This window comes from Sphingomonas sp. 28-62-20 (assembly GCF_002281505.1).
On sequence record NZ_NCGH01000013.1, the window covers coordinates 1 to 25,446 of the forward strand.

Below are 25,446 nucleotides of genomic sequence, written 5' to 3' on the forward strand. Positions count from 1 at the left end.
GCGGCGCCCTTTATCGAAACTCATGCCCTGTTCGTCTTCCCGGTTCGCCCGTAATTGATGCAAGAACCCGAGCGTCGGACGACAAACGCAGGTCTCCGGGCGCTCCTCTGCTTGCGCCACGCCTTGTGCATAACGCAAAACCACGCGCGCTGCGAACAAATTCGTCTCGCCAACAAATAGCGTTAGCGCAAACGCTTATTAAAGGGGCGCATGCAAAGCATTGAGCCGGGGCGCGTTCGGGTCTAGGCGACGGGGATGACCGTCCATCTCCACGAAGAAGACCTGCCGCCAGGCATTTTTGCAACCGGCCAATCGATCGCCGTCGATACCGAAACCATGGGGCTGCTGACCCCGCGGGATCGCTTGTGCGTTGTCCAGCTTTCCGATGGCGGTACGGATGAACATCTGGTGCGCTTTGCGCCGGGCAGTGATTATGCAGCGCCTAATCTGCGGCAGCTGCTGGCGGATCCGGATCGGCTAAAGCTTTATCATTTCGCCCGTTTCGATCTGGCGGCGATTCGCCATTATCTGAACGTCGTTGCCGCGCCGGTTTATTGCACCAAGATCGCCTCGCGGCTGGTGCGGACCTATACTGATCGGCATGGGCTGAAGGAGCTGGTCCGCGAACTGCTTGGCCAGGAACTGTCCAAGGCGCAGCAATCTTCGGATTGGGGCGCGTCCAATCTGTCAGAGGCGCAGAAGGATTACGCAGCCTCTGATGTGCGTTTTCTGCATGCAATGAAGGCCGAACTCGATCTTCGGTTGCACCGCGAAGGCCGGATGGCGCTAGCGCAATCCTGTTTCGATTTTCTCCCCGCGCGTGCCGAGCTTGATCTTGCGGGCTGGCCGGAAGTCGATATTTTCGCGCATGTCTGATGCAAATGGCTGAAGACCCGCTTATCCAGCGGCCGGCGCGCCAGCTTTGGGCGGCCCCAGGCGGCCAGCATGATCGCGTTGTCGAAACATCACGCTGGGTGCTGCCGGTGATGATCGGCGTGTTTGCGGCATTTCTGGTCACAGCGCCGCTGACGATGAGCGGTGATGTCAGCTTCCTGCTCGACAAGAACAAGGTTGAAGTCGCCAAGGAACGGCTGCGGATTCAATCGGCGCTGTATCGCGGTGCCGATCAACAGGGGCGGCCATTTTCGCTTCGCGCTGGATCGGCGGTCCAGAAAAGTTCGGCGGAACCGATCGTGAAGCTCACCACCTTGTCCGCCGAAATGGCAATGGCGGAAGGGCCAGCGCATCTGCGCGCCGATGCCGGCCGCTATGATATCGCCAGCGAAAAGGTGATGGCGGATGGGCCGATTCGGTTCACTGGGCCCAGTGGGTATAATCTGGTGACGGGCAACGCCACGCTCGACCTGAAAACCCGCAAGCTCAAAAGTGACGGCGCGGTGACCGGAAAAGTGCCGCAGGGCAGCTTTAGTGCCGCAAGCATGTCGGCCGATCTGGATAGCCATGTCGTCACTCTTGATGGCGATGCCCGCTTGCGGATCGTGCCGCGAAGGGCGAGATAGGCGTCCATGCACGCGCACCGCCTTTTCCCCGCCCCGTTTCTGCCGTCCCGGCTTGCCAGTAGCCTGTTGGCCAGCGCCTTGCTGGCAATGGCCGGCGCCTCCACCGCGCAGACCCGGCATGATTCGGCGGCGCCGATCGATTTCGGCGCCGATCATATCGAATTGCAGGATAAGGCGAATCGCGCGATTTTGACGGGCAGCGTCACCGTCCGCCAAGCCGAGATGACGCTGAGCGCCGCGCGGATGACGGTCGCCTATACGGGACAGGTTGTTGATGGCAGCCCGCAGGTGTCACGACTCGATGCGTCGGGCGGCGTCACGGTCACCCGGCCTGATCAATCGGCGCGCAGCCAATATGCCGTTTATGATATCGAGCGGCGCGAAATCACCATGCTTGGCAATGTCATGCTGGTGCAGGGCGGCAATCCAGTGAATGGCGGGCGCCTGCGGATCGATTTGGATTCCGGGCGCGCCTATCTCGATGGCGGGGCAGCGGTGGGCGGCAACGCGGACGGAGTAACCAGCTCGGGCGGGCGGGTAACGGGCCGATTCTCGGTGCCAAAGCGCGACAAATAGCCTTGACCCTGCGGGGGATGCGCGGCGTTGGGCTTTCCCCGGCGCGCATGATCGGGCAATAGCCATGCACGAAGCTTGCCAATTGCGATTTTTCAACACGGCATTAACCATTTCCTGCAAGCATTGAGGCTGCACCATGGACGATGTGACCACCTTGACGGCTGCCGCCGTAAGCGCCGTTCCGCCGGTATCACCACCGGTTGCCGAGGGGCTTTCGGTCGTCTCGATCGCCAAGGCTTATGACAAGCGGCCAGTGCTGTCTGATGTGTCCGTATCGGTCGGTCGCGGCGAAGTTGTCGGGTTGCTCGGGCCGAACGGGGCGGGCAAGACCACCTGTTTTTATTCGGTCATGGGGCTGGTAAAGCCCGATTCAGGCCGCATCATGCTCGACGGCGTCGATATCACTGGCCTGCCCATGTATCGCCGCGCCATCCTGGGGCTTGGCTATCTGCCACAGGAAACCTCGATCTTCCGCGGTTTGTCGGTGGAAAAAAATATTCTGACGGTGCTGGAGCTGTCTGAGCCCGATCCAACCAAGCGGATCGCGCGGCTTGATCAATTGCTTGACGATTTCGGCCTTACCCGCTTGCGCGATGCCCCCGCGATGGCGCTTTCAGGCGGTGAGCGCCGCCGTGCCGAAATCGCACGCGCGCTGGCGGCTGATCCCTCAATCGTGCTGCTCGACGAACCCTTTGCCGGCATCGATCCGATTTCGATCGCCGATATCCGGGATCTTGTCATTGCGCTCAAGACTCGCGGCATTGGTGTCTTGATCACCGATCATAATGTCCGCGAAACGCTGGAGATCGTTGATCGCGCCTACATTATTTATGATGGTCGCGTGCTGTTTACCGGATCGCCCGATGAACTGGTGGCGGACGCCAATGTCCGCCGCTTGTATCTGGGCGAGGGCTTCTCGCTTTAACGATGCCGCTATGCCCTTGCTCTTGTCGCTTTCCAGGCAACAGCGGTGATCGCGTGCGGCAAAAGTGCGTGGCAATGGGTAAGGCCCTGGCAGGTGCTGCGGTGCTTCGGACACCCTGATGGCACTCGGCCCACGCCTCGATCTGCGCCAGTCGCAATCGCTGGTGATGACGCCCCAGCTGCAACAGGCGATCCGCCTGCTCGCGCTCTCCAATCTGGAAGTCGAAGGCTTTATTGCCGAAGAGATTGAGCGCAACCCGCTGCTTGAGGCCGGGCCGCCTGATGATGACGGGCCGACCCAGGAGCGCGAGGTGTCCGCCGACCTACCCAGCGAGCCAGCCAGCGCGGATGAGCTGATCATGGGCGGCGACCATGCCGGTGAAGCCGCGCTTGATGTCGATTTCTCTACCGAGACATTTCACCATGACAGCGTGGCCGACGGTGCTGGCATGGACGGTTCGCTTGGCATGAATGCGGCCAGCGGTGCAGGCTCGTCGAGCGAAGACGGGCCCGATTTTGACAGTTTCGCCGCGGTCGATATCAGCTTGGCCGATCATCTGCTTGCTCAAGCGGGTCCGGTAATGAGCGGCGCGGATGCCTTTATTGCCGCGCATCTGATCGATCAGATCGACGAATGCGGCTATCTCACCGTGCCGCTGCTCGACATCGCCAATCGGCTGGGCGTGCCGCTCGCCCGGGTAGAAGCCGTGCTGGCGACGATCCAGACCTTTGACCCCACCGGCGTCGGCGCGCGGAGCCTGGCGGAATGCCTGGCGCTCCAGGCCCGCGAAGCGGACCGTTATGATCCGGCGATGGCGCGGCTGATTGACAATCTTGATCTGCTGGCGCGCGGCGAACTTGGCCGACTAAAGCGCCTGTGCGGCGTCGATGACGAGGACATGGCCGACATGATCCGCGAATTGCGCGATTATGATCCCAAGCCCGGCTGCCGCTATGGCGGGGAGGCGGCCCAGGCTGTGGTGCCCGATCTGTTCATCGCGCGCCGCAAGACCGGTTGGGCGATCGAGATCAACGCCGCTACCTTGCCACGGCTGCTGGTCAACCGCAGTTATTACACTGAACTGGCCACCGGTGCGCAGGACAAGACCAGCAAGGTCTGGCTGTCCGATATGCTCGCCAGCGCCAATTGGCTGGTCAAGGCGCTCGATCAGCGGCAGCGCACGATCATCAAGGTCGCGACCGAGATTGTGAAGCAGCAAGAGGCGTTCTTCATCAACGGCGTCGCGCATTTGCGCCCGATGACCCTCAGGCAAGTTGCCGACGCGATCGAGATGCACGAATCGACCGTCAGCCGCGTGACCAGCAACAAATATCTCAGCTGCGATCGCGGGCTCTATGAACTCAAATATTTCTTCACCTCGGCCATCCAGTCCGCCGATGGCGGCGATGCGGTGTCGGCGGAAGCGGTCAAGAGCGCGATTAAAGCCCTGATCGCTGCTGAGGGCACCAAGATCCTGTCCGATGATACGCTGGTCGATCTGCTCAAGGCGAAAGGCTTCGACATTGCCCGGCGGACGGTGGCCAAATATCGCGAGGCGCTCGGCATCGGCAGCAGCGTGCGGCGCAGGCGGGCCAAGGCATTGGAGGGGGCATCATGATTATCGTAACCGGCACCGCGACCGCACGGCCCGACAGTTTCGAGGCGTTACTTCAGGCCAGCCTGGATCATGTCCAGCGCTCACGCGCCGAGGATGGCTGCATCAGCCATGCGGTCCAGATTGATGCGGAGGACCCGCTCACCCTCGTCTTTTTTGAACGCTGGCGCGACATGGCCGCGCTGCAACTGCATTTCCGGCAACCCGGATCGGCCGAATTCATGGACGCGATCAAAGCCTATGCCGCACGCCCCGGCACGCTTGACCTCTACACGGCGTCGCCGATCGAGCGATGACAGGGCGCAGCTTTACTCGGCGGGGACTCGGTATTGGTGCGATACTTGGCAAAATCGGTGCTCTTTTTACCGATCGACAATAATTTCGCGGCATAACGCCTGCCATGGAGCCGTATTTCACGATCGATGTCGATGTCCCTCGCCATCTGGTGCTGATCCGCATGGGCGGGTTTTTTGGGCCGGAGACGATTGAACAATTCATCAAAGCCCGCAACGCAGCGCATGCTCGTCTGCAATGTGGGCCGCATGACCATATGACGCTAACCGATGTCAGCGACATGAGCATCCAATCACAAGACATGGTGCTTTCGTTCCAGCGGTTGCTCGCCGATCCGACGCATCGGTCGCGCAAATTGGCCTTTGTTCATGCCTCGACGCTGGCCCGGATGCAGCTGCAACGGGCGGCGGCATCGCGCGATGTTGCCTATTTCCGGAATGCCGAGGAGGCCGAGGCCTGGTTGTTCGGCAATGACGAAGACACTCAACCAGCACCGATCAGCGTCGCCGCGCGTTAATCGTCTTCTTCCTCATACCCGCTGAGCGCCAGCGCGCGGGCCTTGATCTGATGCGTCTCGCACCAATGCACCAGCGCCTCCTCGCGGCCATGCGTCACCCAAACCTCCTTCGGCGCGATTTCGGTGAGCGTGCGCGTCAGCTCATCCCAATCTGCGTGATCAGACAGGATGAGCGGCAGCTCAACCCCGCGCTGCACCGCGCGCTGGCGCACCCGCATCCAGCCGCTCGCCATCGCCGTGATCGGATCGGGCAAGCGGCGCGACCAGCGATCCTGTAGCGCGGAGGGCGGCGCGATGATGATATGGCCCATCATCTCGGCCTTGGTGGCGTCGGTCGCGGGACGCAGCGTGCCCAGGTCGACGCCATGCGCGACATACAGGTCGCACAGCCGCTGCATCGCGCCGTGAATGTAAATGGGCGCATCATGGCCCCGATCACGCAGTTCCCGGATCACCCGCTGCGCCTTGCCGAGCGCATAGGCGCCGACCAGCACGCAGCGATTCGGGTTGGCGTGCAGCGCCGCCAGCAGCTTGTCGATTTCGTGCCCCGTATCGGGGTGGCGAAAGACCGGCAGGCCAAAGGTCGCCTCGGTAATGAAGACATCGCATTTAACGGGCTCGAACGGCGCGCAGGTGGGGTCAGGGCGACGCTTGTAATCGCCCGAGACGATTACGGTCTCACCGCGATGCTCGAGCACGATTTGCGCGGAGCCCAATACATGGCCGGCCGGCACGAAGCGCACCGTGACATCGCCCATTGTCAGCGGCGCGCCATAGTCGACCGGGTGTGCCGCTTGAGGCCCATAGCGCGCGTCCATGATCGCCAGCGTCTCCCGCGTCGACCAAACCGCGCCGTGCCCGCCGCGCGCATGATCGGCATGGCCGTGGGTGACAAGCGCGCGGGGGGCGGGGCGCGCCGGATCGATCCACGCGTCAGCCGCGGGGATATAGATTCCGTGCGGGTGCGGTTCGATCCAGTCGCCGAGCTTGGTCATTGCTGGAATATGGGGTGGGGTGGGTTTGTAGGAAAGTTGCAGGGGTAAAGTTGCGGAAGTTGCAGGTTGCCATCGACCAAGCTCACGCGGAGGCCGCAACCCTGATCTCGAGCACCAGCCCGGCGGCGGTGGCCAGGTTCACCAGCGCATCAAGCGAGAATTTGCCAAGCTTTCCGCGCAGCAGATCATTGAGCCGAGGGCGAGTAATACCAAGCCGCGCCGCCGCCGCCTCCTGCGACAGGTCCCATGACCGGATTTGGCTGGTCAGCGACGAAAGCAGGTAGGACCGCGCTTTCATGTTCGCGGCCTTTGCCTGCGTGTCGGCAAGGGCGTTGGAAACGTTTTCGAAAGGAACGGCTGTCATGGGAAGGTGTGTATCAAATTCGATACATTTTTGCAGGCTGATTTTTGGGACAAGCAGGCTTGGTGACGCGAAATCCTTGGCATGCGCTGGGCATCGGCGGGGCTTTGAGGTTTACCGCTGGGTTGGAGTCGAGGTTCCTCGACTCGGCAGCTTTGCGCTCTAACATTGGTCGTTCAGTCCCCAGCGCGCCGATCGTAAAAGCTGCCATGCCACAAGTCAGGCCGCGTCGCAGCAGCTAGGGTTCGACATCGCGCTTTGCTATGACGCCGGGATGCAGGCATTTCCGGTCCACACGCTGAGCGAAAACGATCTCGACTCGGTCGTGACCGAAGCTGGTGGAGTGCGCGTGCACACCGACGCCGACCGGCGAACCGATGCCGGAGCCGATTTCGTGCTGGGCAACACGATAATCGAACTGAAAATGCTCGATGACGAAGGCTTCGGCAAACCGGAACGCCAGAAGAAGCTCGCGGCCCTGTTCGGAGATCATGAGCCAGACCGGCCAGTGGTGGTGCTCGATCCGGCCAGCCTGTCCGACGTAGACCAACGCACTTACCGGCGCATCATCGAAGGGCCGGTCAAGCAAGCCGCGACCAAGGCGCGAAAGCAGCTCAACCAGTCCCGCACCGAATTGCCAACCACGACTGGGTCTGTGCTATGGGTGTTCAACAACGGCTATACCGCGCTCGATAATGACACGCTGGCGGAAGTCGTCGCCAACCGGGTTCGACAGGACACGAGTTCGATCGAGGGCATCATCGTGTCGGGCTGCTATTATCATAGCGACGGGTTCGACAGCATCTTTCTTTGGAATTGCAGCTACGTCCCGATCCGCCTCGACCACGTCTTTCCCGAATTCGACAAGTTGCAGGAAGCCTTCATGGGCTTCGCCAACAAGTTCATGACCTCGGTCGTGACCGACCCGCAGTCGGACGGGCGCAAGCTGGCGGTACGCGATATTGTGTTCGACGTCGACGGTGTGCGCTACGTCCGGCCGGCGACTGTCTTGGGCAGTCCGTCCGAATTTTACGTGAACGGGCGACCGCGCGACAATTCCTCGGGCATCGAACATTGTCCGCCTGTCGCGCTGATCGTCCCGAAGCTCGACCAAGCTGCCTTTGCGGCGGTAACCGACGCCGTCACTTCGGCCGCGACCGTCTTAGCGAGCTATCCCGACTGGCAGCGTCATGTCGCCTCCGCCGCTGCCGCAGCGACCCCGACCAAGCCGTTGGTGGCGATCGATGTCATCCCCGGCGCCTGGCTGGACTGGTGCCGCGAGACCAACGTGGAGCCCAATCTGAAGAGCCTCAACGGCTATGCACATATGCTGTTCGAGGAGAGCGCTCGCGCCTTGATCGAGACGGCTCGCGAACGAAAAGCGACCGGCATCGTGCTCAGCACCTTTGTCCTCGCAGTTACTGAGGAGATAGGTCAGGACCGCGCTAACGACATCTCGCACATCGCGATCGTCCGGGAGCCGATGGAAGGCGATCCGATCATCCAACCGTTGGCCGAGAATGTGCGTATGTTTCGGGAACACGCGATTGCGCTGGCGGTGGCTTACGCTCTCGCCGAGGGCCTCGACGCCGTGCAGTGGACGGTCAACAAACGCTACGCCTGGGTCTAGCGCTGCCGGCGACCGTCGCTTGACCACGGTTGCCGCTGCCATGGCGGCTCTTCTCGGTTGGACCGCTGAAAGCTGCCAGTCAGGAAGCGGCCCACCACCTGCCACGTCACCCCCTAGCCACCACCCCTGCCCTGCCCCCATATCGGGCGCGTGACCGCCACCCTTCCCCCATCCCTCACCACATGGTTCGCCGCCAAGGGCTGGTCGCCGCGTCGGCATCAGCTCGACATGCTCGCCGCCGCGCGCGCTGGCCGCCACGCTTTGCTCGTCGCGCCGACGGGGGCGGGCAAGACGCTGGCCGGGTTTTTGCCGACGCTTGCCGATCTGATCGAGCACCCAGCCGAGGGGCTGCACACGCTTTATGTCTCCCCCTTGAAGGCGCTGGCGGTGGATGTGCAGCGCAATCTGCTGAACCCGATTGCGGAGATGGGGCTCGATATCCGGGTTGAGACGCGGACTGGGGATACGCCCTCCGACCGGAAGGTGCGGCAGCGCATTCGTCCGCCCCAGATCTTGCTGACGACGCCCGAATCGCTGTCGCTGTTGATCAGCTATCCCGACTCGTTCCTGATGTTCGCCAATCTGAAGACGATCGTGATCGACGAGGTCCACGCCTTTGCCACGCAGAAGCGCGGGGATTTGCTGTCGCTCGCCCTGTCGCGATTGCAGGCGATTGCGCCGGGGATGCGGCGGGTGGCGCTGTCGGCGACGGTGGCTGACGCAGATGGCTATCGCGGCTGGCTCGCACCCGATGGCGATATCGATTTGGTGACGACGGTGCAGGGCGAGCCGGGGGCGGACCCCGATATCTCGATCCTGCTGCCGCAGGGGCGCGTGCCCTGGTCGGGGCATTCGGGGCGTTATGCCGCGCCACAGGTGATTGCCGAGATCGAGACGCACAAGACGACGCTCGTCTTTTGCAACACGCGCGCGCTGGCGGAGCTGATCTTCCAGGATTTGTGGAAGGTCAACGACCTGCAGCTGCCGATCGGCATCCATCACGGATCGCTCTCGCTGGAGGCGCGGCGCAAGGTGGAGGCGGCGATGGCGGACGGGCGCTTGCGCGGTCTGGTCTGCACCGCCAGCCTCGATATGGGGATCGACTGGGGGGATGTTGATTGCGTGATCCAGATGGGCGCGCCCAAGGGCGCGTCGCGGCTGTTGCAGCGGATTGGGCGCGCCAATCACCGGCTCGACGAACCGTCTGAGGCGATCGTGGTGCCGGGCAATCGCTTCGAATATCTCGAGGCGCGCGCCGCGCTCGACGCGGTGGCGGACCGCGAGCTGGATGCGGATGTGTTCCGGATGGGCGGGCTCGACGTGCTGGCGCAGCATCTAATGGCCTGCGCCTGTGCCGCCCCGTTCGACGAGGCGGCGATGCTGGCGGAGGTGCGGTCGTCGCTGCCTTACTCCGCGCTGACAGCCGAACAGTTTTCCCATGTGCTTGGGTTCATCAGCGACGGCGGCTATGCGCTGAAGGCCTATGACAAGTTCAAGCGGCTGGTGCGCGAGTCCGATGGGATGTGGCGGGTCAGCCACCCGAAATTCATCGCACAGCACCGGTTGAATGCCGGGATCATCGTTGAAGCGACGATGCTGAGCGTGCGCTTTCGCAACGGGCGGCAATTGGGGCGGGTGGAGGAAGGGTTCGCCGCGACGTTGTCGGTGGGCGATACGTTTTTCTTTTCCGGCATGAGCCTTGAGGTCGAGAAGATCGATACCGAGGATCTGGTGGTGCGCGCCACCGCTCGCCCGGCGCGTATCCCAAGCTATGGCGGCGCGCGGATGCCGCTGACGACCAATTTGGCGAACCGGGTGCGCGGGTTCCTCGCCGATCCGGGCGGCTGGCACCGCTTCCCCGATGATGTCCGCGACTGGCTCGATATCCAGTCGAAACGCTCGATCATGCCGCAGCCGGGGCAGTTGCTGGTCGAGACCTTCCCGCATGAGGGCCGGCATTACATGGTCGCCTATTGCTTTGAGGGTTGGAACGCGCACCAGTCGCTCGGCATGCTGCTGACCCGTCGGATGGAGACGAACGGGCTGAAACCGTTGGGCTTTGTCGCCAATGACTATGCGCTGGCATGTTATTCGCTCGATCCAGTGAGCGACCCGGCGGCGCTGTTTTCCGCCGACATATTGGAAGATGAATTCGTCGACTGGGTGCAGGGATCGCATTTGCTCAAGCGCGCCTTTCGGGAGGTCGCGGTAATTGGTGGTCTGGTCGAGCGCCAGCATCCGGGCAAGCGCAAGACCGGCAAGCAAGTGACCTTTTCAACCGACCTGATCTACGACGTGCTCAGGCGCTACGAGCCCGATCATCTGTTGCTGAAAGCCGCCTGGGCCGATGCGCGCGCGAAGATGACCGATGTCGGGCGGTTGGCGGACCTGCTCGATCGCGCGGCGGGGACGATGCTGCACGTGGCGCTCGATCGCGTGTCGCCGCTGGCCGTGCCGGTGCTGGTGATGATCGGGCGCGAGAGCGTGCCGCAGGGGCTGGCGGATGATGCGATCCTGATCGAGGCGGAAACGCTCGCCAGCGTGGCGATGCGACTCGATTGATCGCTTGCCGGAGCGAAGCCTGAGGCCTAGCGTCAGTCCGTGTTTGGCTCTGCCCTTGTCGCGTTGGCGCTATTGCCGCTGGGATTGGCTGCCGTCCAGGGTGCCCCGCAAGCGTCTGCCCCGGCATCGGCACCAGCGTCGGCACCGATTTCCTCTGAGCAACTGCCCGTCACCGAAGCCGATGTGCTCAAGCTGGGCAGCGATATTCCCGGTCGGTTGACGGTGCCGGTGATGATCGGCGCCGCAGGCCCCTATCCCTTCACGATCGATACCGGTGCCGAGCGCAGCGTGATTTCCGGCGAATTGGTCCGGCTGCTCGGCCTGGCGCGCGGGCGCAGTGTGCGGGTGACGACGATGACGGGCGCAAGCATTGTCGCCACCGCCATCATCCCCAGCCTAAAGGTCAGCACGATCGCTACGGGTCGGATTGAGGCGCCGATATTCAAGGGCAATGATCTGGGCGCGCCGGGCCTGCTTGGGCTTGATTCGCTGAAAGGACATGCGGTGTCGATCGATTTCGATCGACAGGTGATGACCGTTCGGGCGGCAGGGCGCAGCACGCGGGCAGCGCGCAACGACCCGGACGAAATTGTGATCCGCGCGAAGAGCCTGTTCGGTCAGCTGGTTGTCACCGATGCCTCTTTTCGCGGCCAGCGGGTGCAGGTGGTGCTGGATACCGGATCAGCGGTAACGGTCGGCAATCAGGCGTTGCGACGCAGGATCGTCAACCCGCGGGGCGGCATTAAGCCGCTTGCGCTGACCAGTGTGACGGGCGCGTCGCTGTCGACCGATTATGCGTCGATCGGCGAGGTTCGGCTTGGGACGGTAGTTTTCCAAAATTTGCCGGTCGCCTTTGCCGATGCCGCGCCCTTTGCCCGTTTCGGTTTGATCCGCCGGCCTGCGTTGCTGCTCGGCATTGATGCGCTGCGCGAGTTCCGGCGGGTGGATATCGATTTTGCCAATCGCGAGGTCAGGCTTGCCTTGCCGGTGCGGCCGCGCTGACGGTTGCAACGTTGCGACAAACCCGGTCTACTCGGTGCAATTGACGATAGCAGGAGACGGGTCATGCGGGCGACAGGATTGATGGCGGCACGATTGGGAGCCTTGCTTGGCGCGACGGCGCTGGCGGCTTTGCTCCCCGCCACGGCCCAGGCGCAATCGCGGCCCGACCAAAAGGCGTTTTTCGGCCTGTACAAGGAACTGGTCGAAACCAATACGACGCTGTCGGTTGGCAGTTGCACCAAGGCCGCCGAACAGATTGGCGCGCGGATGAAGGCGGCGGGCTATAGCGACAGCGCGATCACGCTGTTCAGCGTGCCGGATCACCCCCGGGAAGGCGGCATTGTCGTGATCCTTGATGGGTCTGACAAGAAAGCCAAGCCGATGCTGCTGCTCGGCCATCTCGACGTGGTCGAAGCCAAGCGCGAGGATTGGGTGCGCGATCCGTTCACGCTGATCGAGGAAGATGGCTATTATTACGCGCGCGGTACGGTCGATGATAAGGCACAGGCGGCGATCTGGGCGGACAGCATGATCCGCTTCAAGACCGAAGGCTATCAGCCCAAGCGCACGATCAAGCTGGCGCTGACCTGCGGCGAAGAAACCACCTATGCCTGGAATGGCGCGCAGTGGCTGGCGCAGAACAAGCCCGATCTGATCGCTGCCGAATTTGCGCTGAACGAGGGCGGCGGCGGGCGTTATGACGCGACCGGACGGCGCCAAGTGCTGGCCATGCAGGTCGGTGAAAAGGCCTCGCAAAACTATACTTTCCTCGTCACCAATCCTGGCGGGCATAGTTCGCAACCAGTGCCGATCAACGCGATCTACCAGCTTGCTGACGCGATCAAGGCGGTGCAAGGCTATGAATTTCCAGTGAAGTTCACGGATACAACGCGCGTTTTCTTCATCGCCAGCGCCGCTGCAGTTGGGGGTCCAATGGCGACGGCGATCACGCGTTTGCTGACCAATCCTGAAGATGCCGAAGCCGATGCAGTGGTCAGCCGCGACAAGGCGATGCATTCAACCTTGCGCACCACCTGTGTGGCAACGATCGCCACTGCCGGCCATGCTGAAAACGCGCTGCCGCAGCGCGCCAGCGCCAACATCAATTGCCGCATCTTCCCTGGTGAAACAGTGGAGGGGACGCGGCTGAAATTGCAGGAACTGGCCGGGCCAGCCGTGACCGTGACGGCGAACGCCCCGATCCGCCCGACTGCGGTGCCGACCAAGCTTGATCCCAAGATCATGGGCCCGGCCCGGACGCTCGCCGCGCAGCATTTTCCGGGCGTCCCCCTGCTGCCGCTGATGTCGACAGGCGCGACGGACGGCATTTTCCTGCAAGCGATCGGCATCCCGGTTTATGGTGCGCCGGGTACCTTCATCGATCCCGATGGCAATGGCACGCATGGGCTGAATGAGCGGATCAAGGTTGAATCGATCTATGCTGGGCGGGATTATCTGTTCGATCTGGTCAAGCTGTACGCGGGGTGAGCGGGGGCAGGCGCGGCGACCGCTTGTCGCCTGCCTGCCGCTTCGGACCAGCGACAGCCAATGTGGCCAAATGTCACGCGGCTTTCAGTGGGTGATCGCGGTGTTGATGCTGCATCGGGGCGCGGCAGCGAAACGCCATGTCGCTGATCGAGACACCACCGCTGTTCGCCGCATGCTGCGCTGATCGGCTCAGGCGTGCAGGGAATCAGCCGCGCGACGCGATAGCATACCCGAATTGAGCAGTGTCGACTCTCCCTTTTCGCCGAGATGCGTCATCTGCCGCTTGCGGTGGCCGAGCGATCTACTGCACAAAAATGGCGCTGCCTTGGGGGGTAATCAATGTTGGCCAATCTGAACGAGCCCACATTTGCTGCATTTAACGATGTCGATCTCGGCATCGCCACCATCGACGCGCCCGGCAAAATGCTCCGCCGCGCGCGTGAGGCGATGGGCGCCTCGCTCGCTGACGTGTCGCTCCACACCCGCATCGCAGAACGCCACCTCGAATCGATCGAGCTTGGCTATTATAGCGAGATAGCCGCGAGCATTTATGCCGTGGGATTTGCCCGCACCTATGCCCGCTATGTTGGTTTGCCTGAAGAGGTGATCGCTGACGCGGTGCGTGCCGATTACCTCAAAACGCCCAAGCAGCCCTTTCGGCCCTGATTGGCGGCAGGGTAAAGGGCACCGCCTTACACGGTCACTTGTTCGCCCAGCTCGAGCACCTTGCCGGGGGGGATGCGCAGGAAATCGGTCGGGTCGCTGGCGTTCCGTTGCAGGAACATGAAGATCCGGTCCTGCCAGAGCGGCATGCCCTCTTCGGCTGATGCTTTCAACGTGTTGCGACCGATGAAATAGCTGGTCTTCATCGGCGTGATCGCCAGCTGCATCGTCAGATCATGCGGCACGTCCGGTGTTTCCATAAACCCATATTTCAGCACCACGCTGGTGAAGCTGTCATCGATTCGTTCCACCGTTGCCCGCTCCTCAGGCGCGATGGTCGGGCGATCGGCGGTGCGGACGCTGACGATCAGGTTGCGCGCGTGCAGCACCTTATTGTGTTTCAGATTGTGCAGCAGCGCGCCCGGCGTATTGGCGGGATTGGCGGTGAGGAACACCGCTGTGCCCTCAACGCGTTCGGGCGGGCGCTTGGCGAGCGCGGCGGCAAGATCGGCGAGCGGGATGCTTTGCCGTGCCTCGAACGCGCCGACGATGCGCTTGCCGCGCCGCCAGGTGACGATCAGCAGCCCGATTACCGCAGCCACCACCAGCGGCACCCAGCCGCCCTCGATCACGCGCAGGATATTGGCGCCGAAAAAGATCAGATCGAGCAACAGAAACGGGGCGATCAGCGCGACCGCTGGCAGCCGCCCCCAATGCCAGTGATGCCGCACGACGATATAGGCAAGGCAGGTGGTGACGACCATCGTACCGGTCACGGCGATGCCATAGGCCGCTGCCATTGATGATGAGGTCCGGAACTGGGTCACCAGGACGAGCACGCCGATCAGCAACAGCCAGTTGATGGCGGGCAGATAGATTTGCCCGGAATGATCGGCCGATGTCTGGCGGATGCGCAGCCGTGGCAACAGGCCGAGCTGGATGGCCTGCTGGGTCAGCGAATAGGCACCGGTAATCACGGCCTGGCTGGCGATGATTGTTGCCAGCGTTGCCAACAACACCAGCGGTACGCGCAGCACGCCCGGGGCCATCAGGAAGAACCAGTCCTGATTGGCAAAAGGCTGGCCAGTTGCTGCTGCTGTTTCCAGCGCATCGAGCGCAAATGCCCCCTGGCCGAAATAATTGAAGACCAACGCCGGAAACACCAGCACGAACCAGCCGAGCTGGATCGGGAGCCGTCCGAAATGGCCCATATCGGCGGTGAGTGCCTCCACGCCGGTCACCGTCAGGAACACTGCGCCCAGCACAAACAGCCCGATGACGCCGTGGCTAAACAAGAAGCTGATGCCATAGCTGGGCGACAAGGCGCGCAGGATCGAAGGCGCGTCGAGGATATGGTAGAGCCCAAGGCCGCCGATCGCCAGAAACCACAAGATGCAGATCGGCCCGAACAGCCGCGCGACGCTCGCCGTGCCGCGTCCCTGGATGATGAAAAGGCCGATCAGGATCGAAATGGTCAGCCCGATGATCTCCGGCTCACCGAACAGCGCCGCGCCGCCGGGAATCGTCTTCAACCCCTCAACCGCTGACAGCACCGACAGCGCCGGTGTAATGATCGCATCGCCGTAAAACAGCGCCGCCCCGGTCGCGCCGAGCGCCAACGCAACCTTGGCGCGCGTGCCGAGCGATCGCCGCGCCAGCGCGGTCAGCGCCAGCACGCCGCCCTCGCCCTGATTGTCGGCGCGCATCAGGAACAGCACATATTTGAGCGTGACGACCAGAATCAGGGCCCAGATGGCAAGCGATAACACCCCCAGAATTTCGGCCGCATCGATGCCATCACCCGCCGATTGCGCCAGTGCTTCGCGAAAGGCGTAAAGCGGGCTGGTGCCAATATCGCCGAACACAACACCGATCGCGCCGATGGCGAGCATCAGCGTGGAGCGGGGATGGGGCGTTGGACCTTCAGGCACAGTGTCAGTAGCAGACATAAGGGTTGGTGCTCAGGACAGGACGGCGCGCTTTACGCCTGTGGGGATTCGACGCAACTAGTTTGTTGCACCCGCGAACAAGGCCCATTGCCGGGCGGGCGGGATAGCGGCATAGCGGGGGCATGGTTCCCTTTTCGTTCGCTCATCATGCGCTGGTCGCGCTGCCGCAGGGGGCGCTCTGCTGGCCGGCGCGCCGCGCGCTGCTAATTGCCGATCTGCATTTCGAAAAGGCGAGCTGGTTTGCCGCGGGCGGGCAGATGCTGCCGCCCTATGATAGTATCGCCACATTGGCGGATCTGACCACCATCGTTGACGCGGTGCAGCCCGCTGAAATCTGGTGCCTGGGCGATAGCTTTCATGATTCGCGCGGCAGCGATCGGCTGCCCGAACGCGCGCAGGCGATGCTGCAGGCGTTGATTGCGCGGACCCGCTGGACCTGGATCACCGGCAATCACGATGCCGGCCTATCCGATCGCTGCGGCGGTATCATTGCCGATGAAGCAGTGATCGACGGGTTGGTGCTGCGGCATGAGGCCGATCCTGCGGACCCGCGCCCGGAGCTGTCGGGGCATTTCCACCCCAAATTCAGGGTCAAGGTGCGCGGTCGTCATGTCTCGCGGCGCTGCTTCGTCGCCAGCCCGGCCAAGATCATCCTGCCCGCATTTGGGGCGCTGACCGGCGGGCTCGATGCCGGTCACCCGGAAATCCGCCGCGCGATCGGCGGCCAGGCCGAAGCGCTTGTGCCGGTGGAAGACCGGTTGCTGCGCTTCGCCCTGGCGGCGTGACGATCGGTTAGCGGGCTATCGACGCAAAAGCGGTTTTGAACGCAGCGACCTTCGGCTTGTCGAAGCGCACGATATAGGGGTGATAGGGATTCAGCCGGAAAAAGTCCTGGTGATAGGATTCGGCCGGGAAGAATTTGCCGGTTTCAACGCGCGTCACGATCGGCTGGTCAAAGACATGCGCCTTTTGCAGCTGCGCGATATAGGCTGCTGCTACCTGCTGTTGCGTGGCATTTTGCGGGAAGATCGCGGACCGGTAGCTTGGGCCGCTATCGGGGCCCTGGCGGTTCAGCTCGGTCGGGTTGTGCGCGACCGAAAAATAGACGCGCAGCAACGTCGCATAGCTGACCTTGGCAGGATCATAGACGATCCGGACGGCCTCAGCATGGCCAGTCGTCTCGGTGCTGACAATATCATATTGTGCGGTTTGGGCGGTGCCGCCGGCATAGCCCGACGTCACGGACTGGACGCCCTTTACGCCTTCGAACACTGCTTCCATGCCCCAGAAACAACCGCCGGCGAACACCGCCGTCTGTAGTCCCGGGGTGCGCGGCACATCTTTCAGCGCGGCGGGGATTTGCACGGCGCGCTCGGCATTGGCGCTGCCGCCGGTAAAGGCGAGCAGGGCGAGACCGGCAAGGCCGGCAGTGGCAACGATCAGTCGAGTCATGATATTCCTCTTGGTTGTACCGGTAGGAATACGGGCGCCGCGCCGGGCTGGTTACAGGCGCGATGCATCACCTCAACCAATCAATGGCGCGATTGAAGCGACTTGGCTGGCCAGCGTGCGCGTCGCCTGCGCAGGCTGGAACGCAATGATGCCGACCAAGCCCAGCACAAAGCCGGAGCCGAGCTGCGCGAGCAGCGATGATTTCAAAAACTTCACCATAACCTGATCCTTGTGGGCCGGGCGCTAGGGAACGCGCGCGGCATGTCCTTCAGATCGGCGCGATCGCTATCCAAACAACCCCAAGATTATCTTGGGGGCGATGAACAGAAGCTGGGAACAAACGCTAGCCAATCCGGTCAAGATACGGCGGCACAGGCGGTTTGGATACGTTCGCAGGCTTCGCGGAGCAAATTTTCCGATGTGGCGTAGCTGATCCGCATCGCGGGCGAGAGGCCAAAGGCCGCGCCCTGCACCGCGGCAACCCGGGCTTCATCGAGCAGATAGGCGACCATCGTCTCGTCATTGTCGATCACCACACCCTTGGGCGTGCGCTTGCCGATCAGCGCCGAAAATTCGGGATAGACATAAAAGGCACCCTCGGGCCGGGGGCAGGTCATGCCGTTGGTCTGGTTGAGCATCGACACCACCAGATCGCGGCGCGCCTGGAAGGCCGCGTTGCGCTCCCGCAGGAAACTCTGGTCGCCGTTTAGGGCGGCGACGGCGGCGGCTTGGGCGATCGAGCAGGGGTTTGAGGTCGATTGCGATTGCAGCTTGCCCATCGCCTTGATCAGCCAGGCCGGGCCGCCGGCATAGCCGATCCGCCAACCCGTCATCGCATAGGCCTTGGAACAGCCATTCATCGTCAGCGTGCGATCATAGAGTTCGGGGCAGACCTGGGCGATCGTCGCGAATTCGAAATCGTCATACAGGATATGTTCGTACATATCGTCCGCCAGCACCCAGACATGCGGGTGGCGGATCAGCACCTCGCCCAGCGCGCGAAGCTCGGTTGCGCTATAGGCAGCGCCCGTCGGGTTCGACGGTGAATTGAGGATCAGCCATTTGGTTTTGGGGGTGATTGCTGCCTCAAGCTGGGCGGGGCTGATCTTATAGTGCTGATCGGCACCAGCCGGCACGATTACCGGCACGCCGCCGGTAAACAGCACGACATCGGGATAGCTTACCCAATAAGGGGCCGGGACGATGACTTCATCGCCCGCATCAAGCGTCGCGACCATCGCGTTGAACAAGGTGTGCTTGCCGCCGACATTCACGGTGATCTGGTTGGTCGCATAGTCGAGCCCATTGTCGCGGCTGAACTTGGCGACAATCGCGGCCTTTAGCTCAGGCGTGCCGTCGACATTGGTATATTTGGTTTTGCCGTCGCGAATCGCCTTGATTGCGGCTTCCTTGACGAAATCGGGGGTGTCGAAATCGGGTTCGCCCGCGCCCAGGCCGATTACGTCGATCCCTTGCGCCTTCAGCTCGAATACTCGGCTGGTGATGGCAAGCGTCGGCGATGGCTTGATCCGGTCGAGGGCGGCTGAGGGATGCATGTCGTTTCGCCTTTGCTGGGGAACGAGCGGGCTATAGCCCCGGCTTTTGCGGCGGTGCAACCAGCACGGCTGGGATAAGCCCGCGCAGGGCATTGCCGATGAAAAACGGCGCGGCGAGATCGGCCGGGGTCAGTGTGCCCTCAATCGCCGTGCCGCGCGCGATCAGGTCGGCGCGCAGCACGCCCGGTAACAGGCCGCTCCCCAGCAGTGAGGGGGTTACAAGTCGCTCATCTTTAGGCACGAAAATCGTCGTGAAGCTCCCCTCGGTCAGCAGACCGTCGGGGCCGACAAACACCACCTCAAACTGGCCCGACGCGATCCGGGCGGTGTCGTAAAAGCGACGGTCACTGGTTTTGTGGCGCAGCCGGAAATCGCCTGGATCGACCGGCAGTGGCATGATCGCGACGGGCACGGGGGTTTCGGGCACCGGCGGCATCGCGGCCGATTCGATGGCTATTGCTCCGCTGGCGGCGAGCAGCAGCCGTACCCGGCTCGAGACATCCAGCCGAAAGGTGGCGGCTTGCAGCTCGTTGCGCGCGGCGTGGCGATCAAAGGCAAAGCCGAACCGGTCAGCGCTGGCCTTCATCCGGGTGAGATGGCGATCGAGCAGCGCGATTCCGGTTTGCGGGTGGAAGGCCATTGTTTCGATAAGGTCAAAACCGGGCTGGTCCCGGCTGACGAACGCCCCTTTGGCGCGCGCCTCGTCCCATTCCTCTTCGGCGCGCGAATCGGCGACTATCCCGCCGCCCGCGCCGAACAGTGCCTGCTTGTCGTTCCCTTGGATCAGCAGGGTACGGATCGCGACGTTGAACATTGCGTCGCCTGGCCCCGATGCACCAGCGGCATCAAACCGCCCGATCGCGCCGGTATAGGGGCCGCGCGGTGTTGCTTCGATGTCGGCAATCGCCTGCATCGCGCGAATCTTGGGCGCGCCCGTGATCGAGCCGCAGGGGAACAGCGCGGCCATGACATCGATCGCATCCTTATCCGGCGCGAGATCGGCGGTGACGGTAGAGATCATGTGATGAATCGTCGGATAGGTCTCGACCGCGAACAAGGACGGCACCGCCACGCTGCCCGGCACCGCGACGCGCGACAGATCATTGCGCATCAGATCGACGATCATCAGATTTTCGGCGCGCTGTTTGGGGTCGTTGACAAGCGCCGTGATGATCGCCTGATCCTCAGCGAGCGTGTCGCCGCGACGCGCGGTCCCCTTCATCGGCTGACAGCGCAATTTGCCATTGTCGAGCGCGAAGAACATCTCGGGCGAGAGCGAGAGCAGCAGATCTTCGCCGGTATGGACGACTGCGCCATATCCAGCGCCCGATCGCGCGCGCAGCTGCGCATAGACGGCCAGCGGATTGCCTTCGAACGCGACGGTCCAGGGGAAGGTGAGGTTCGCCTGGTAGAGATCGCCTGCTGCAATCAGGGCGAGCACCTTGTCCAGCTTGGCATCATAGGCGGCGCGATCATGGTGCGGGCGGGGCGGCGCAATCCAGGCCCCGGCGGGATCAGGCAGTCCTGCAGCAACGGCGTCGCCGGGGATTTCGGTAAAGCCGTCAAACAGGCCGAACCAGAGAAGCGGGCCGATCCGCCCCTGCGGCTCGCCCAGAACGGGCTCAAACGCGGCGGCTGCCTCATAGCCGATAAAGCCGGCGGCGTGCTGGCCGCTGGCAGTTGCCGCGCGAATCGATTCGAGGATCGGGATGACCCCGGCGATGTCAGATGTTTCCAGAACCTGTGTCGGCGATTGATAAAGGCGCGCGGGTGCGCCGCCCGCGCGGGCATCATCAAGCAAGACAAAGGGGGTGGCGAAATCGGGCATCGGCTCCCTGCCAAATGCATCGCCCGGCAAGGCGGGGCAAGCCTATGGTTACATTGGCCAGCCCGCTGCGGTCGGCTGGCGCTTGTGTGGCGCGCGCGTGGGGCATATTTGCTGGGCGATGACCCATGCAGCCACCCCGCCCCTGCGCGCCGCGATCGTGCCCGTCACCCCGCTCCAGCAGAATTGCACATTGCTGTGGTGTACCAAGACGATGCGCGGGGCCTTTGTCGATCCCGGCGGCGATCTGCCCAAGCTGAAGGCGGCGATGACGCAGCACGGGGTAACGATCGAAAAAATCATCCTGACCCATGGCCATATCGATCATTGCGGTGAAGCGGGAACGCTGGCCAAGGAATTGGGCGTAGCGATCGAGGGGCCGCATGAAGCGGATCGCTTCTGGATAGCGCGGCTAGATGAGGATGGGCGCAGTTACGGCATTGCCGGCGCAGTGTTCGAACCGGATCGTTGGCTGATCGACGGTGATCAGGTGACCGTGGGGGACCTGGTGCTTGATGTCTATCATTGCCCCGGCCACACGCCCGGCCATGTCGTCTTCCATCACCCGGCATCCAAGCTGGCGCTGGTTGGCGATGTGTTGTTCCAGGGATCAATCGGCCGCACCGATTTTCCAATGGGCAATCACCAGGATCTGCTCGACGCGATCACCACCAAGCTATGGCCCCTAGGCGACGACACCGCCTTTGTCCCCGGGCACGGCCCGATGAGCAATTTTGCCCATGAACGCCGCCACAACCCGTTTGTCAGCGATATGGCGATGGCGGGGTAAGCCCGAGCGGGCGCGGATCAGCCGGCGGGTTGCTGGACGGTCACCGGCACCAATGTGACCGGCGGGTTGGGCGCGGTGAAGGGGATGATCAGCGCATAAATGCCCAGCCCCAGCATCGTCAGCAGCGACGTGATCGTCCCGGCAAAGCGGCCAACCGGCATGCCATCCATGCCCAGCGCATGGCCAACCCGGCCAAGCAGATAAATGCCAGTAACCGCCCAAAGCCAGGTCGAGCTACCCTGGCTCAGTTCGATCGCGCCGATCAGGATGAGGACGATCGGGGTATATTCGATAAAATTCGCCTGGGCGCGCATCCGCCCGATCAGCGCGGGATCGCCGCCATCACCGATGCTGACCTTGGCCGCGCGGCGGGCATTGCCGGTGCGCATCGATAGCCAGAAATTGATCAACGCCGCCCCGCCAGCGGCAATCAGCGTGATGGGCAGCGCAGATGACATGAATTTCCCCCCGGCCAGGCGATCATGGGCGATCGCTTCTGCGAATCGGCTTGGCAGGGTAAGGCGGCGGGAGCAAGTGAGCGACGCCAACGGCGCCAACGATGCGGCGGCGATGGGCTTGCGGCTCATGCGGCAGCCCATGGAGTCGCTGCGCTTGCAAGGCGCGCCGAATCCGCTATAGCGCGACGCTTCGCGATGCGTCTGGCCGCTGGTGGCTTCTGCGGCCGATTGGCTGTTGGTTGTGTGTTCCAGTGGCCCGGTTTATCGCCTTTGTTCGTAATTCATAGCTAAGGTGCCGAAATGGCCGTCCCCAAAAGAAAGACTTCACCGTCAAAGCGCGGCATGCGCCGCAGCCACGATTCGCTGGCTGTCGAAGCCTATCAGGAATGCCCGAATTGCGGCGAATTGAAGCGCCCGCACACCCTGTGTTCTTCTTGCGGCCATTATAACGGCCGTGAAGTCATGTCGGTCGAAGGCTGATCAAAGCACCGACCGGGGGTATCCAGCACGTGCCAACCGATGCGCTTATTGCTATCGATGCGATGGGTGGCGATGGTGGCTTATCGGTCATGGTTGCCGGCGTTGCTGATGCGCGGCACCGGTTTGAGACGCTGCGCTTCCTTTTGGTTGGCGATGAGGCGGCGATTCGCGATGCGCTGAAAAGCCATCCGATTCTCGCCGACGCGGTCGAGATCGTCCACGCGCCCGATAGCGTGACGTCCAATGAAAAACCCAGCCAGGCGCTGCGCCGGGCCAAGACGACGTCGATGGGGGTAGCGATTGATCTGGTCAAGCAAGGCCGGGCCAGCGTTGCCGTTTCCGCTGGCAATACCGGCGCGTTGATGGCGATGGCCAAGGTCGCGCTGCGCACCTTGCCCGGGATTGACCGGCCGGCGCTCGCCGCGCTGATGCCGACGCTTGGCGAGAATGATGTCGTCATGCTCGATCTGGGCGCCAACACCGAATGCGACGCCCGCAATCTGGTGCAGTTTGCGGTTATGGGTGCTGCCTATGCGCGCACCAGCTTTGATCTGGCTGCCCCGCGCGTCGCCCTGCTCAACATTGGCACTGAGGATTTGAAGGGCACGGACAGCATCCGCGATGCCGCCGCGATGCTGAAAAAGGCGACGCATCTGCCGCTGCATTTTGCGGGCTTTGTTGAAGGCAACCAGCTTTCGCACGGCAATGTCGACGTGATCGTCTGTGACGGTTTCACCGGCAATATCGCCCTAAAAACCGCTGAGGGCACGGCCAAATTCGTCGCCGATCTGCTCAAGCGCGCGTTTCGCAGTTCGTTTCGGTCCAAGGTCGGCTTTTTGATTTCGCGCCCGGCGACTCAGTTGCTGCGCGATCATCTTGATCCAAACAACCATAATGGCGGCGTGTTTCTGGGGCTGAACGGTCTGGTCGTCAAAAGCCATGGCGGCGCCAATGCGACCGGCGTTTCGCATGCAATCGAAGTGGCGGCCAAGCTGGTGCGCGACGATCTCACCCGGCGAATCAGTGATGATTTGCGCAATGTTGAAGATCAGGCGGCATGATTCGCTCAGTGATCACTGGCACCGGTTCCGCCCTGCCGGCGCGCCGTGTTTCCAATGCCGAACTCGCTGAAACCGTTGATACGTCTGACGAATGGATTGTTGAGCGCACCGGGATCCGTTTCCGCCACATCGCGGGTGAGGGCGAGACGACGGCGACGCTTGCGGCCGATGCCTGTCGCGCGGCGCTTGATGCCGCCGGCCGAACAGCGAACGAAATTGATCTGATCGTGCTGGCAACCGCGACGCCTGATCAGACGTTTCCGTCCTCGGCGACCAAGGTCCAGGCGATGCTGGGCATTGATGATTGCGTTGCGTTTGATGTGGCCGCGGTCTGTTCGGGGTTTCTCTACGCGCTGCATGTTGCCGACAGCCTGATTCGCACCGGCGCGGCCCGGCGCGCGCTGGTGATCGGCGCGGAAACCTTCAGCCGACTGCTTGATTGGGAAGATCGGACGACATGCGTGCTGTTCGGCGACGGCGCCGGGGCAATCGTGCTGGAGGGCGAATCGGGGGGTGACCGGGGCGTGCTGCACAGCCGGCTTCACGCCGATGGCCGTCATAATCAGCTGCTCTATGTCGATGGCGGGCCGTCAACCACCGGCACGGTCGGCAAGGTGCGGATGAAGGGACGTGAAGTCTTTCGCCACGCCGTTGTCAATCTGGCGACGGTGATGGAGGAAGTGCTGAGCGCATCGGGATTTTCCGCGCAGGATGTTGATTGGGTGGTGCCGCACCAGGCCAATGCCCGTATTCTTGATGCGACCGCGCGCAAACTCGGGCTGCCGCCTGAAAAAGTGATCATGACGGTCGATCAACACGCCAATACATCGGCCGCTTCGGTGCCGCTCGCGCTTGATGTCGCGGTTCGGGACGGGCGGATCAAACGCGGCGCGCTTTTGGTGCTCGAGGCGATGGGCGGAGGATTTACCTGGGGCGCCGCGCTGATCCGATATTGATTGTAACAAACGGGTTACAAATCTCTTCCGATCAGCTTGTCGCTTGTGTTAGTGTCTGACAAGGGTAGCCAAATTTTGGGGGGAGAGTTTGATATGGCTGAAGCAGGTACGTTGACTCGGGCTGATCTGGCAGACGCATTGCACCGCGATGTTGGCTTGTCGCGGATGGATTCGGCCAAATTGGTCGAACAAATTCTCGATCATATGAGCGATTCGCTCGCCGCTGGGGAAAATGTGAAGATTTCGGGCTTTGGTACCTTTGTGCTGCGCAATAAGGGCGAGCGCGTCGGCCGCAATCCAAAGACCGGCGTTGAAGTGCCAATCGCGCCGCGCCGGGTGTTGACCTTCCGCGCCAGCCAGATGATGCGCGAACGCATCGTCGAGGCAAGCTGACGGCCAAGGTGGCCATGCCACTCGAAAAATCGGCCGGGGCATTTCGAACAATCGGCGAATTGTCGCAGGAAATTGGCCTGCCCCGGCATATTCTTCGCTATTGGGAAACGCGATTTACGCAGCTGCGGCCGCTCCAGCGCGCCGGCAAAAGGCGGTATTATCGGCCCGAAGATGTCGCGTTGGTGCGACGGATCAACATGTTGTTGAACCACGAAGGCTATACCATCCGCGGCGTGCAAAGCTTGCTCGCAGCAGAGCCCGTGGCGGGTCCCGATTCGGGTAAGGCTGCACCAACGCTGGCAGGGGTGCGGGCCGTGCGTGCGCTGCTGGCCGATGCGCTGGCGCAGGATCGCTGTTAAGCGATCGCCGCGCGACTGC

27 protein-coding genes are annotated in these 25,446 nt (G+C 62.6%); 19 read left to right on the top strand and 8 right to left on the bottom strand.

Annotated features, from left to right (window positions below; translation table 11 throughout):
* Positions 1-255: 255 nt before the first annotated feature.
* From B7Y43_RS12320 to B7Y43_RS12350, 7 genes are all read left to right on the top strand, one after another.
* The gene (locus tag B7Y43_RS12320) at positions 256-876 is read left to right on the top strand and encodes a ribonuclease D (protein WP_374131956.1); all 621 of its coding nucleotides are present in this window, start codon (positions 256-258) and stop codon (positions 874-876) included.
* Positions 877-881: 5 nt separating this feature from the next.
* Positions 882-1,520, top strand: a complete 639-nt coding sequence (gene lptC, locus B7Y43_RS12325) for an LPS export ABC transporter periplasmic protein LptC (RefSeq protein ID WP_374131957.1) — start codon at positions 882-884, stop codon at positions 1,518-1,520.
* A gap of 6 nt (positions 1,521-1,526) precedes the next feature.
* Positions 1,527-2,096: an LptA/OstA family protein gene (locus B7Y43_RS12330; protein WP_374131958.1), complete on the top strand. Its 570-nt coding sequence runs from the start codon at positions 1,527-1,529 to the stop codon at positions 2,094-2,096.
* A gap of 136 nt (positions 2,097-2,232) precedes the next feature.
* Positions 2,233-3,021 carry an ABC transporter ATP-binding protein gene (lptB, locus tag B7Y43_RS12335; protein WP_374131959.1) on the top strand — a complete coding sequence of 263 codons (789 nt, stop codon included), beginning with the start codon at positions 2,233-2,235 and terminating at the stop codon, positions 3,019-3,021.
* A gap of 118 nt (positions 3,022-3,139) precedes the next feature.
* A complete protein-coding gene (gene rpoN / locus B7Y43_RS12340) occupies positions 3,140-4,639 on the top strand; it encodes an RNA polymerase sigma-54 factor (protein WP_374131960.1) in 1,500 nt (499 codons plus the stop codon).
* The gene (locus tag B7Y43_RS12345) at positions 4,636-4,932 is read left to right on the top strand and encodes a putative quinol monooxygenase (RefSeq protein WP_374131961.1); all 297 of its coding nucleotides are present in this window, start codon (positions 4,636-4,638) and stop codon (positions 4,930-4,932) included. The genes rpoN and B7Y43_RS12345 overlap by 4 nt, the downstream gene beginning before the upstream one ends.
* 104 nt (positions 4,933-5,036) lie before the next feature.
* Positions 5,037-5,447 carry a hypothetical protein gene (locus B7Y43_RS12350; protein ID WP_374131962.1) on the top strand — a complete coding sequence of 137 codons (411 nt, stop codon included), beginning with the start codon at positions 5,037-5,039 and terminating at the stop codon, positions 5,445-5,447.
* On the opposite strand, the gene B7Y43_RS12355 is transcribed toward B7Y43_RS12350, so the two are convergent.
* A complete protein-coding gene (locus tag B7Y43_RS12355) occupies positions 5,444-6,442 on the bottom strand; it encodes a ligase-associated DNA damage response exonuclease (RefSeq protein ID WP_374131963.1) in 999 nt (332 codons plus the stop codon). The genes B7Y43_RS12350 and B7Y43_RS12355 overlap by 4 nt on opposite strands.
* 82 nt (positions 6,443-6,524) lie before the next feature.
* Positions 6,525-6,806: a helix-turn-helix domain-containing protein gene (locus B7Y43_RS12360; RefSeq protein ID WP_374131964.1), complete on the bottom strand. Its 282-nt coding sequence runs from the start codon at positions 6,804-6,806 to the stop codon at positions 6,525-6,527.
* Positions 6,807-7,077: 271 nt separating this feature from the next.
* On the opposite strand from B7Y43_RS12360, the gene B7Y43_RS12365 reads away from it, so the two are divergent.
* The 5 genes from B7Y43_RS12365 (at position 7,078) to B7Y43_RS12385 (ending at position 14,151) form a co-directional block, all read left to right on the top strand.
* Positions 7,078-8,433, top strand: a complete 1,356-nt coding sequence (locus B7Y43_RS12365; RefSeq protein WP_374131965.1) for a hypothetical protein — start codon at positions 7,078-7,080, stop codon at positions 8,431-8,433.
* 150 nt (positions 8,434-8,583) lie between these two features.
* A complete protein-coding gene (locus tag B7Y43_RS12370; protein ID WP_374131966.1) occupies positions 8,584-10,995 on the top strand; it encodes a ligase-associated DNA damage response DEXH box helicase in 2,412 nt (803 codons plus the stop codon).
* Positions 10,996-11,034: 39 nt separating this feature from the next.
* Positions 11,035-11,997, top strand: a complete 963-nt coding sequence (locus B7Y43_RS12375; RefSeq protein WP_374131967.1) for a retroviral-like aspartic protease family protein — start codon at positions 11,035-11,037, stop codon at positions 11,995-11,997.
* Between the two features lie 63 nt (positions 11,998-12,060).
* A complete protein-coding gene (locus B7Y43_RS12380) occupies positions 12,061-13,485 on the top strand; it encodes a M20/M25/M40 family metallo-hydrolase (RefSeq protein ID WP_374131968.1) in 1,425 nt (474 codons plus the stop codon).
* Between the two features lie 339 nt (positions 13,486-13,824).
* Positions 13,825-14,151, top strand: coding sequence for a RodZ family helix-turn-helix domain-containing protein (locus B7Y43_RS12385; RefSeq protein ID WP_374131969.1), 327 nt, complete (start codon positions 13,825-13,827; stop codon positions 14,149-14,151).
* 26 nt (positions 14,152-14,177) lie between these two features.
* Here B7Y43_RS12385 and B7Y43_RS12390 read toward each other — a convergent pair whose 3' ends face one another.
* A complete protein-coding gene (locus B7Y43_RS12390) occupies positions 14,178-16,097 on the bottom strand; it encodes a potassium transporter Kup (protein WP_374131970.1) in 1,920 nt (639 codons plus the stop codon).
* 122 nt (positions 16,098-16,219) lie between these two features.
* Here B7Y43_RS12390 and pdeM point away from each other — a divergent pair, with 122 nt between their 5' ends.
* A complete protein-coding gene (pdeM, locus tag B7Y43_RS12395; protein ID WP_374131971.1) occupies positions 16,220-16,882 on the top strand; it encodes a ligase-associated DNA damage response endonuclease PdeM in 663 nt (220 codons plus the stop codon).
* A gap of 7 nt (positions 16,883-16,889) precedes the next feature.
* On the opposite strand, the gene msrA is transcribed toward pdeM, so the two are convergent.
* The 4 genes from msrA to pabB all read right to left on the bottom strand — a co-directional run bounded on the left by msrA (position 16,890) and on the right by pabB (position 20,933).
* A complete protein-coding gene (gene msrA, locus B7Y43_RS12400) occupies positions 16,890-17,549 on the bottom strand; it encodes a peptide-methionine (S)-S-oxide reductase (protein WP_374131972.1) in 660 nt (219 codons plus the stop codon).
* 72 nt (positions 17,550-17,621) lie between these two features.
* Positions 17,622-17,768 carry a hypothetical protein gene (locus B7Y43_RS12405; RefSeq protein ID WP_374131973.1) on the bottom strand — a complete coding sequence of 49 codons (147 nt, stop codon included), beginning with the start codon at positions 17,766-17,768 and terminating at the stop codon, positions 17,622-17,624.
* 137 nt (positions 17,769-17,905) lie between these two features.
* Complete coding sequence (locus B7Y43_RS12410) at positions 17,906-19,105, bottom strand: pyridoxal phosphate-dependent aminotransferase (protein ID WP_374131974.1); 1,200 nt, start codon at positions 19,103-19,105, stop codon at positions 17,906-17,908.
* 31 nt (positions 19,106-19,136) lie between these two features.
* Positions 19,137-20,933 carry an aminodeoxychorismate synthase component I gene (gene pabB, locus B7Y43_RS12415; protein ID WP_374131975.1) on the bottom strand — a complete coding sequence of 599 codons (1,797 nt, stop codon included), beginning with the start codon at positions 20,931-20,933 and terminating at the stop codon, positions 19,137-19,139.
* Positions 20,934-21,051: 118 nt separating this feature from the next.
* Between pabB and B7Y43_RS12420 the strand changes: the two genes are divergently transcribed.
* Positions 21,052-21,720 (top strand): MBL fold metallo-hydrolase, encoded by a 669-nt coding sequence (locus B7Y43_RS12420; protein ID WP_374132042.1) that lies wholly within the window; start codon positions 21,052-21,054, stop codon positions 21,718-21,720.
* A 17-nt stretch (positions 21,721-21,737) separates the two neighbouring features.
* Here B7Y43_RS12420 and B7Y43_RS12425 read toward each other — a convergent pair whose 3' ends face one another.
* Positions 21,738-22,319: an MAPEG family protein gene (locus B7Y43_RS12425; RefSeq protein WP_374131976.1), complete on the bottom strand. Its 582-nt coding sequence runs from the start codon at positions 22,317-22,319 to the stop codon at positions 21,738-21,740.
* Between the two features lie 159 nt (positions 22,320-22,478).
* On the opposite strand from B7Y43_RS12425, the gene rpmF reads away from it, so the two are divergent.
* The 5 genes from rpmF (at position 22,479) to B7Y43_RS12450 (ending at position 25,427) form a co-directional block, all read left to right on the top strand.
* Entirely contained in the window at positions 22,479-22,658 is a 180-nt protein-coding gene (gene rpmF, locus B7Y43_RS12430; protein ID WP_374131977.1) for a bL32 family ribosomal protein, read from the top strand.
* 29 nt (positions 22,659-22,687) lie between these two features.
* The gene (plsX, locus tag B7Y43_RS12435) at positions 22,688-23,719 is read left to right on the top strand and encodes a phosphate acyltransferase (protein ID WP_374131978.1); all 1,032 of its coding nucleotides are present in this window, start codon (positions 22,688-22,690) and stop codon (positions 23,717-23,719) included.
* Positions 23,716-24,675, top strand: a complete 960-nt coding sequence (locus B7Y43_RS12440; protein WP_374131979.1) for a beta-ketoacyl-ACP synthase III — start codon at positions 23,716-23,718, stop codon at positions 24,673-24,675. Before plsX ends, B7Y43_RS12440 begins: the two co-directional genes overlap by 4 nt.
* A 93-nt stretch (positions 24,676-24,768) precedes the next feature.
* Entirely contained in the window at positions 24,769-25,068 is a 300-nt protein-coding gene (locus B7Y43_RS12445; RefSeq protein ID WP_374131980.1) for an integration host factor subunit alpha, read from the top strand.
* A gap of 14 nt (positions 25,069-25,082) precedes the next feature.
* A complete protein-coding gene (locus tag B7Y43_RS12450; RefSeq protein WP_374131981.1) occupies positions 25,083-25,427 on the top strand; it encodes a MerR family transcriptional regulator in 345 nt (114 codons plus the stop codon).
* Positions 25,428-25,446 lie beyond the last annotated feature (19 nt).

Bases quoted from the DNA above. Each gene is read 5' to 3' on its own strand.
- B7Y43_RS12405 (WP_374131973.1), bottom strand. From the start codon at position 17,768: ATGGTGAAGTTTTTGAAATCATCGCTGCTCGCGCAGCTCGGCTCCGGC.
- B7Y43_RS12365 (WP_374131965.1), top strand. From the start codon at position 7,078: ATGCAGGCATTTCCGGTCCACACGCTGAGCGAAAACGATCTCGACTCG.
- pabB (WP_374131975.1), bottom strand. From the start codon at position 20,933: ATGCCCGATTTCGCCACCCCCTTTGTCTTGCTTGATGATGCCCGCGCG.
- B7Y43_RS12445 (WP_374131980.1), top strand. From the start codon at position 24,769: ATGGCTGAAGCAGGTACGTTGACTCGGGCTGATCTGGCAGACGCATTG.
- B7Y43_RS12385 (WP_374131969.1), top strand. From the start codon at position 13,825: ATGTTGGCCAATCTGAACGAGCCCACATTTGCTGCATTTAACGATGTC.
- B7Y43_RS12380 (WP_374131968.1), top strand. From the start codon at position 12,061: ATGCGGGCGACAGGATTGATGGCGGCACGATTGGGAGCCTTGCTTGGC.
- B7Y43_RS12410 (WP_374131974.1), bottom strand. From the start codon at position 19,105: ATGCATCCCTCAGCCGCCCTCGACCGGATCAAGCCATCGCCGACGCTT.
- B7Y43_RS12390 (WP_374131970.1), bottom strand. From the start codon at position 16,097: ATGTCTGCTACTGACACTGTGCCTGAAGGTCCAACGCCCCATCCCCGC.
- B7Y43_RS12320 (WP_374131956.1), top strand. From the start codon at position 256: ATGACCGTCCATCTCCACGAAGAAGACCTGCCGCCAGGCATTTTTGCA.
- msrA (WP_374131972.1), bottom strand. From the start codon at position 17,549: ATGACTCGACTGATCGTTGCCACTGCCGGCCTTGCCGGTCTCGCCCTG.
- rpoN (WP_374131960.1), top strand. From the start codon at position 3,140: ATGGCACTCGGCCCACGCCTCGATCTGCGCCAGTCGCAATCGCTGGTG.
- B7Y43_RS12350 (WP_374131962.1), top strand. From the start codon at position 5,037: ATGGAGCCGTATTTCACGATCGATGTCGATGTCCCTCGCCATCTGGTG.
- B7Y43_RS12330 (WP_374131958.1), top strand. From the start codon at position 1,527: ATGCACGCGCACCGCCTTTTCCCCGCCCCGTTTCTGCCGTCCCGGCTT.
- rpmF (WP_374131977.1), top strand. From the start codon at position 22,479: ATGGCCGTCCCCAAAAGAAAGACTTCACCGTCAAAGCGCGGCATGCGC.
- B7Y43_RS12355 (WP_374131963.1), bottom strand. From the start codon at position 6,442: ATGACCAAGCTCGGCGACTGGATCGAACCGCACCCGCACGGAATCTAT.
- B7Y43_RS12425 (WP_374131976.1), bottom strand. From the start codon at position 22,319: ATGGGCTGCCGCATGAGCCGCAAGCCCATCGCCGCCGCATCGTTGGCG.
- lptB (WP_374131959.1), top strand. From the start codon at position 2,233: ATGGACGATGTGACCACCTTGACGGCTGCCGCCGTAAGCGCCGTTCCG.
- pdeM (WP_374131971.1), top strand. From the start codon at position 16,220: ATGGTTCCCTTTTCGTTCGCTCATCATGCGCTGGTCGCGCTGCCGCAG.
- B7Y43_RS12420 (WP_374132042.1), top strand. From the start codon at position 21,052: ATGACCCATGCAGCCACCCCGCCCCTGCGCGCCGCGATCGTGCCCGTC.
- B7Y43_RS12360 (WP_374131964.1), bottom strand. From the start codon at position 6,806: ATGACAGCCGTTCCTTTCGAAAACGTTTCCAACGCCCTTGCCGACACG.
- B7Y43_RS12345 (WP_374131961.1), top strand. From the start codon at position 4,636: ATGATTATCGTAACCGGCACCGCGACCGCACGGCCCGACAGTTTCGAG.
- B7Y43_RS12440 (WP_374131979.1), top strand. From the start codon at position 23,716: ATGATTCGCTCAGTGATCACTGGCACCGGTTCCGCCCTGCCGGCGCGC.
- B7Y43_RS12450 (WP_374131981.1), top strand. From the start codon at position 25,083: ATGCCACTCGAAAAATCGGCCGGGGCATTTCGAACAATCGGCGAATTG.
- lptC (WP_374131957.1), top strand. From the start codon at position 882: ATGGCTGAAGACCCGCTTATCCAGCGGCCGGCGCGCCAGCTTTGGGCG.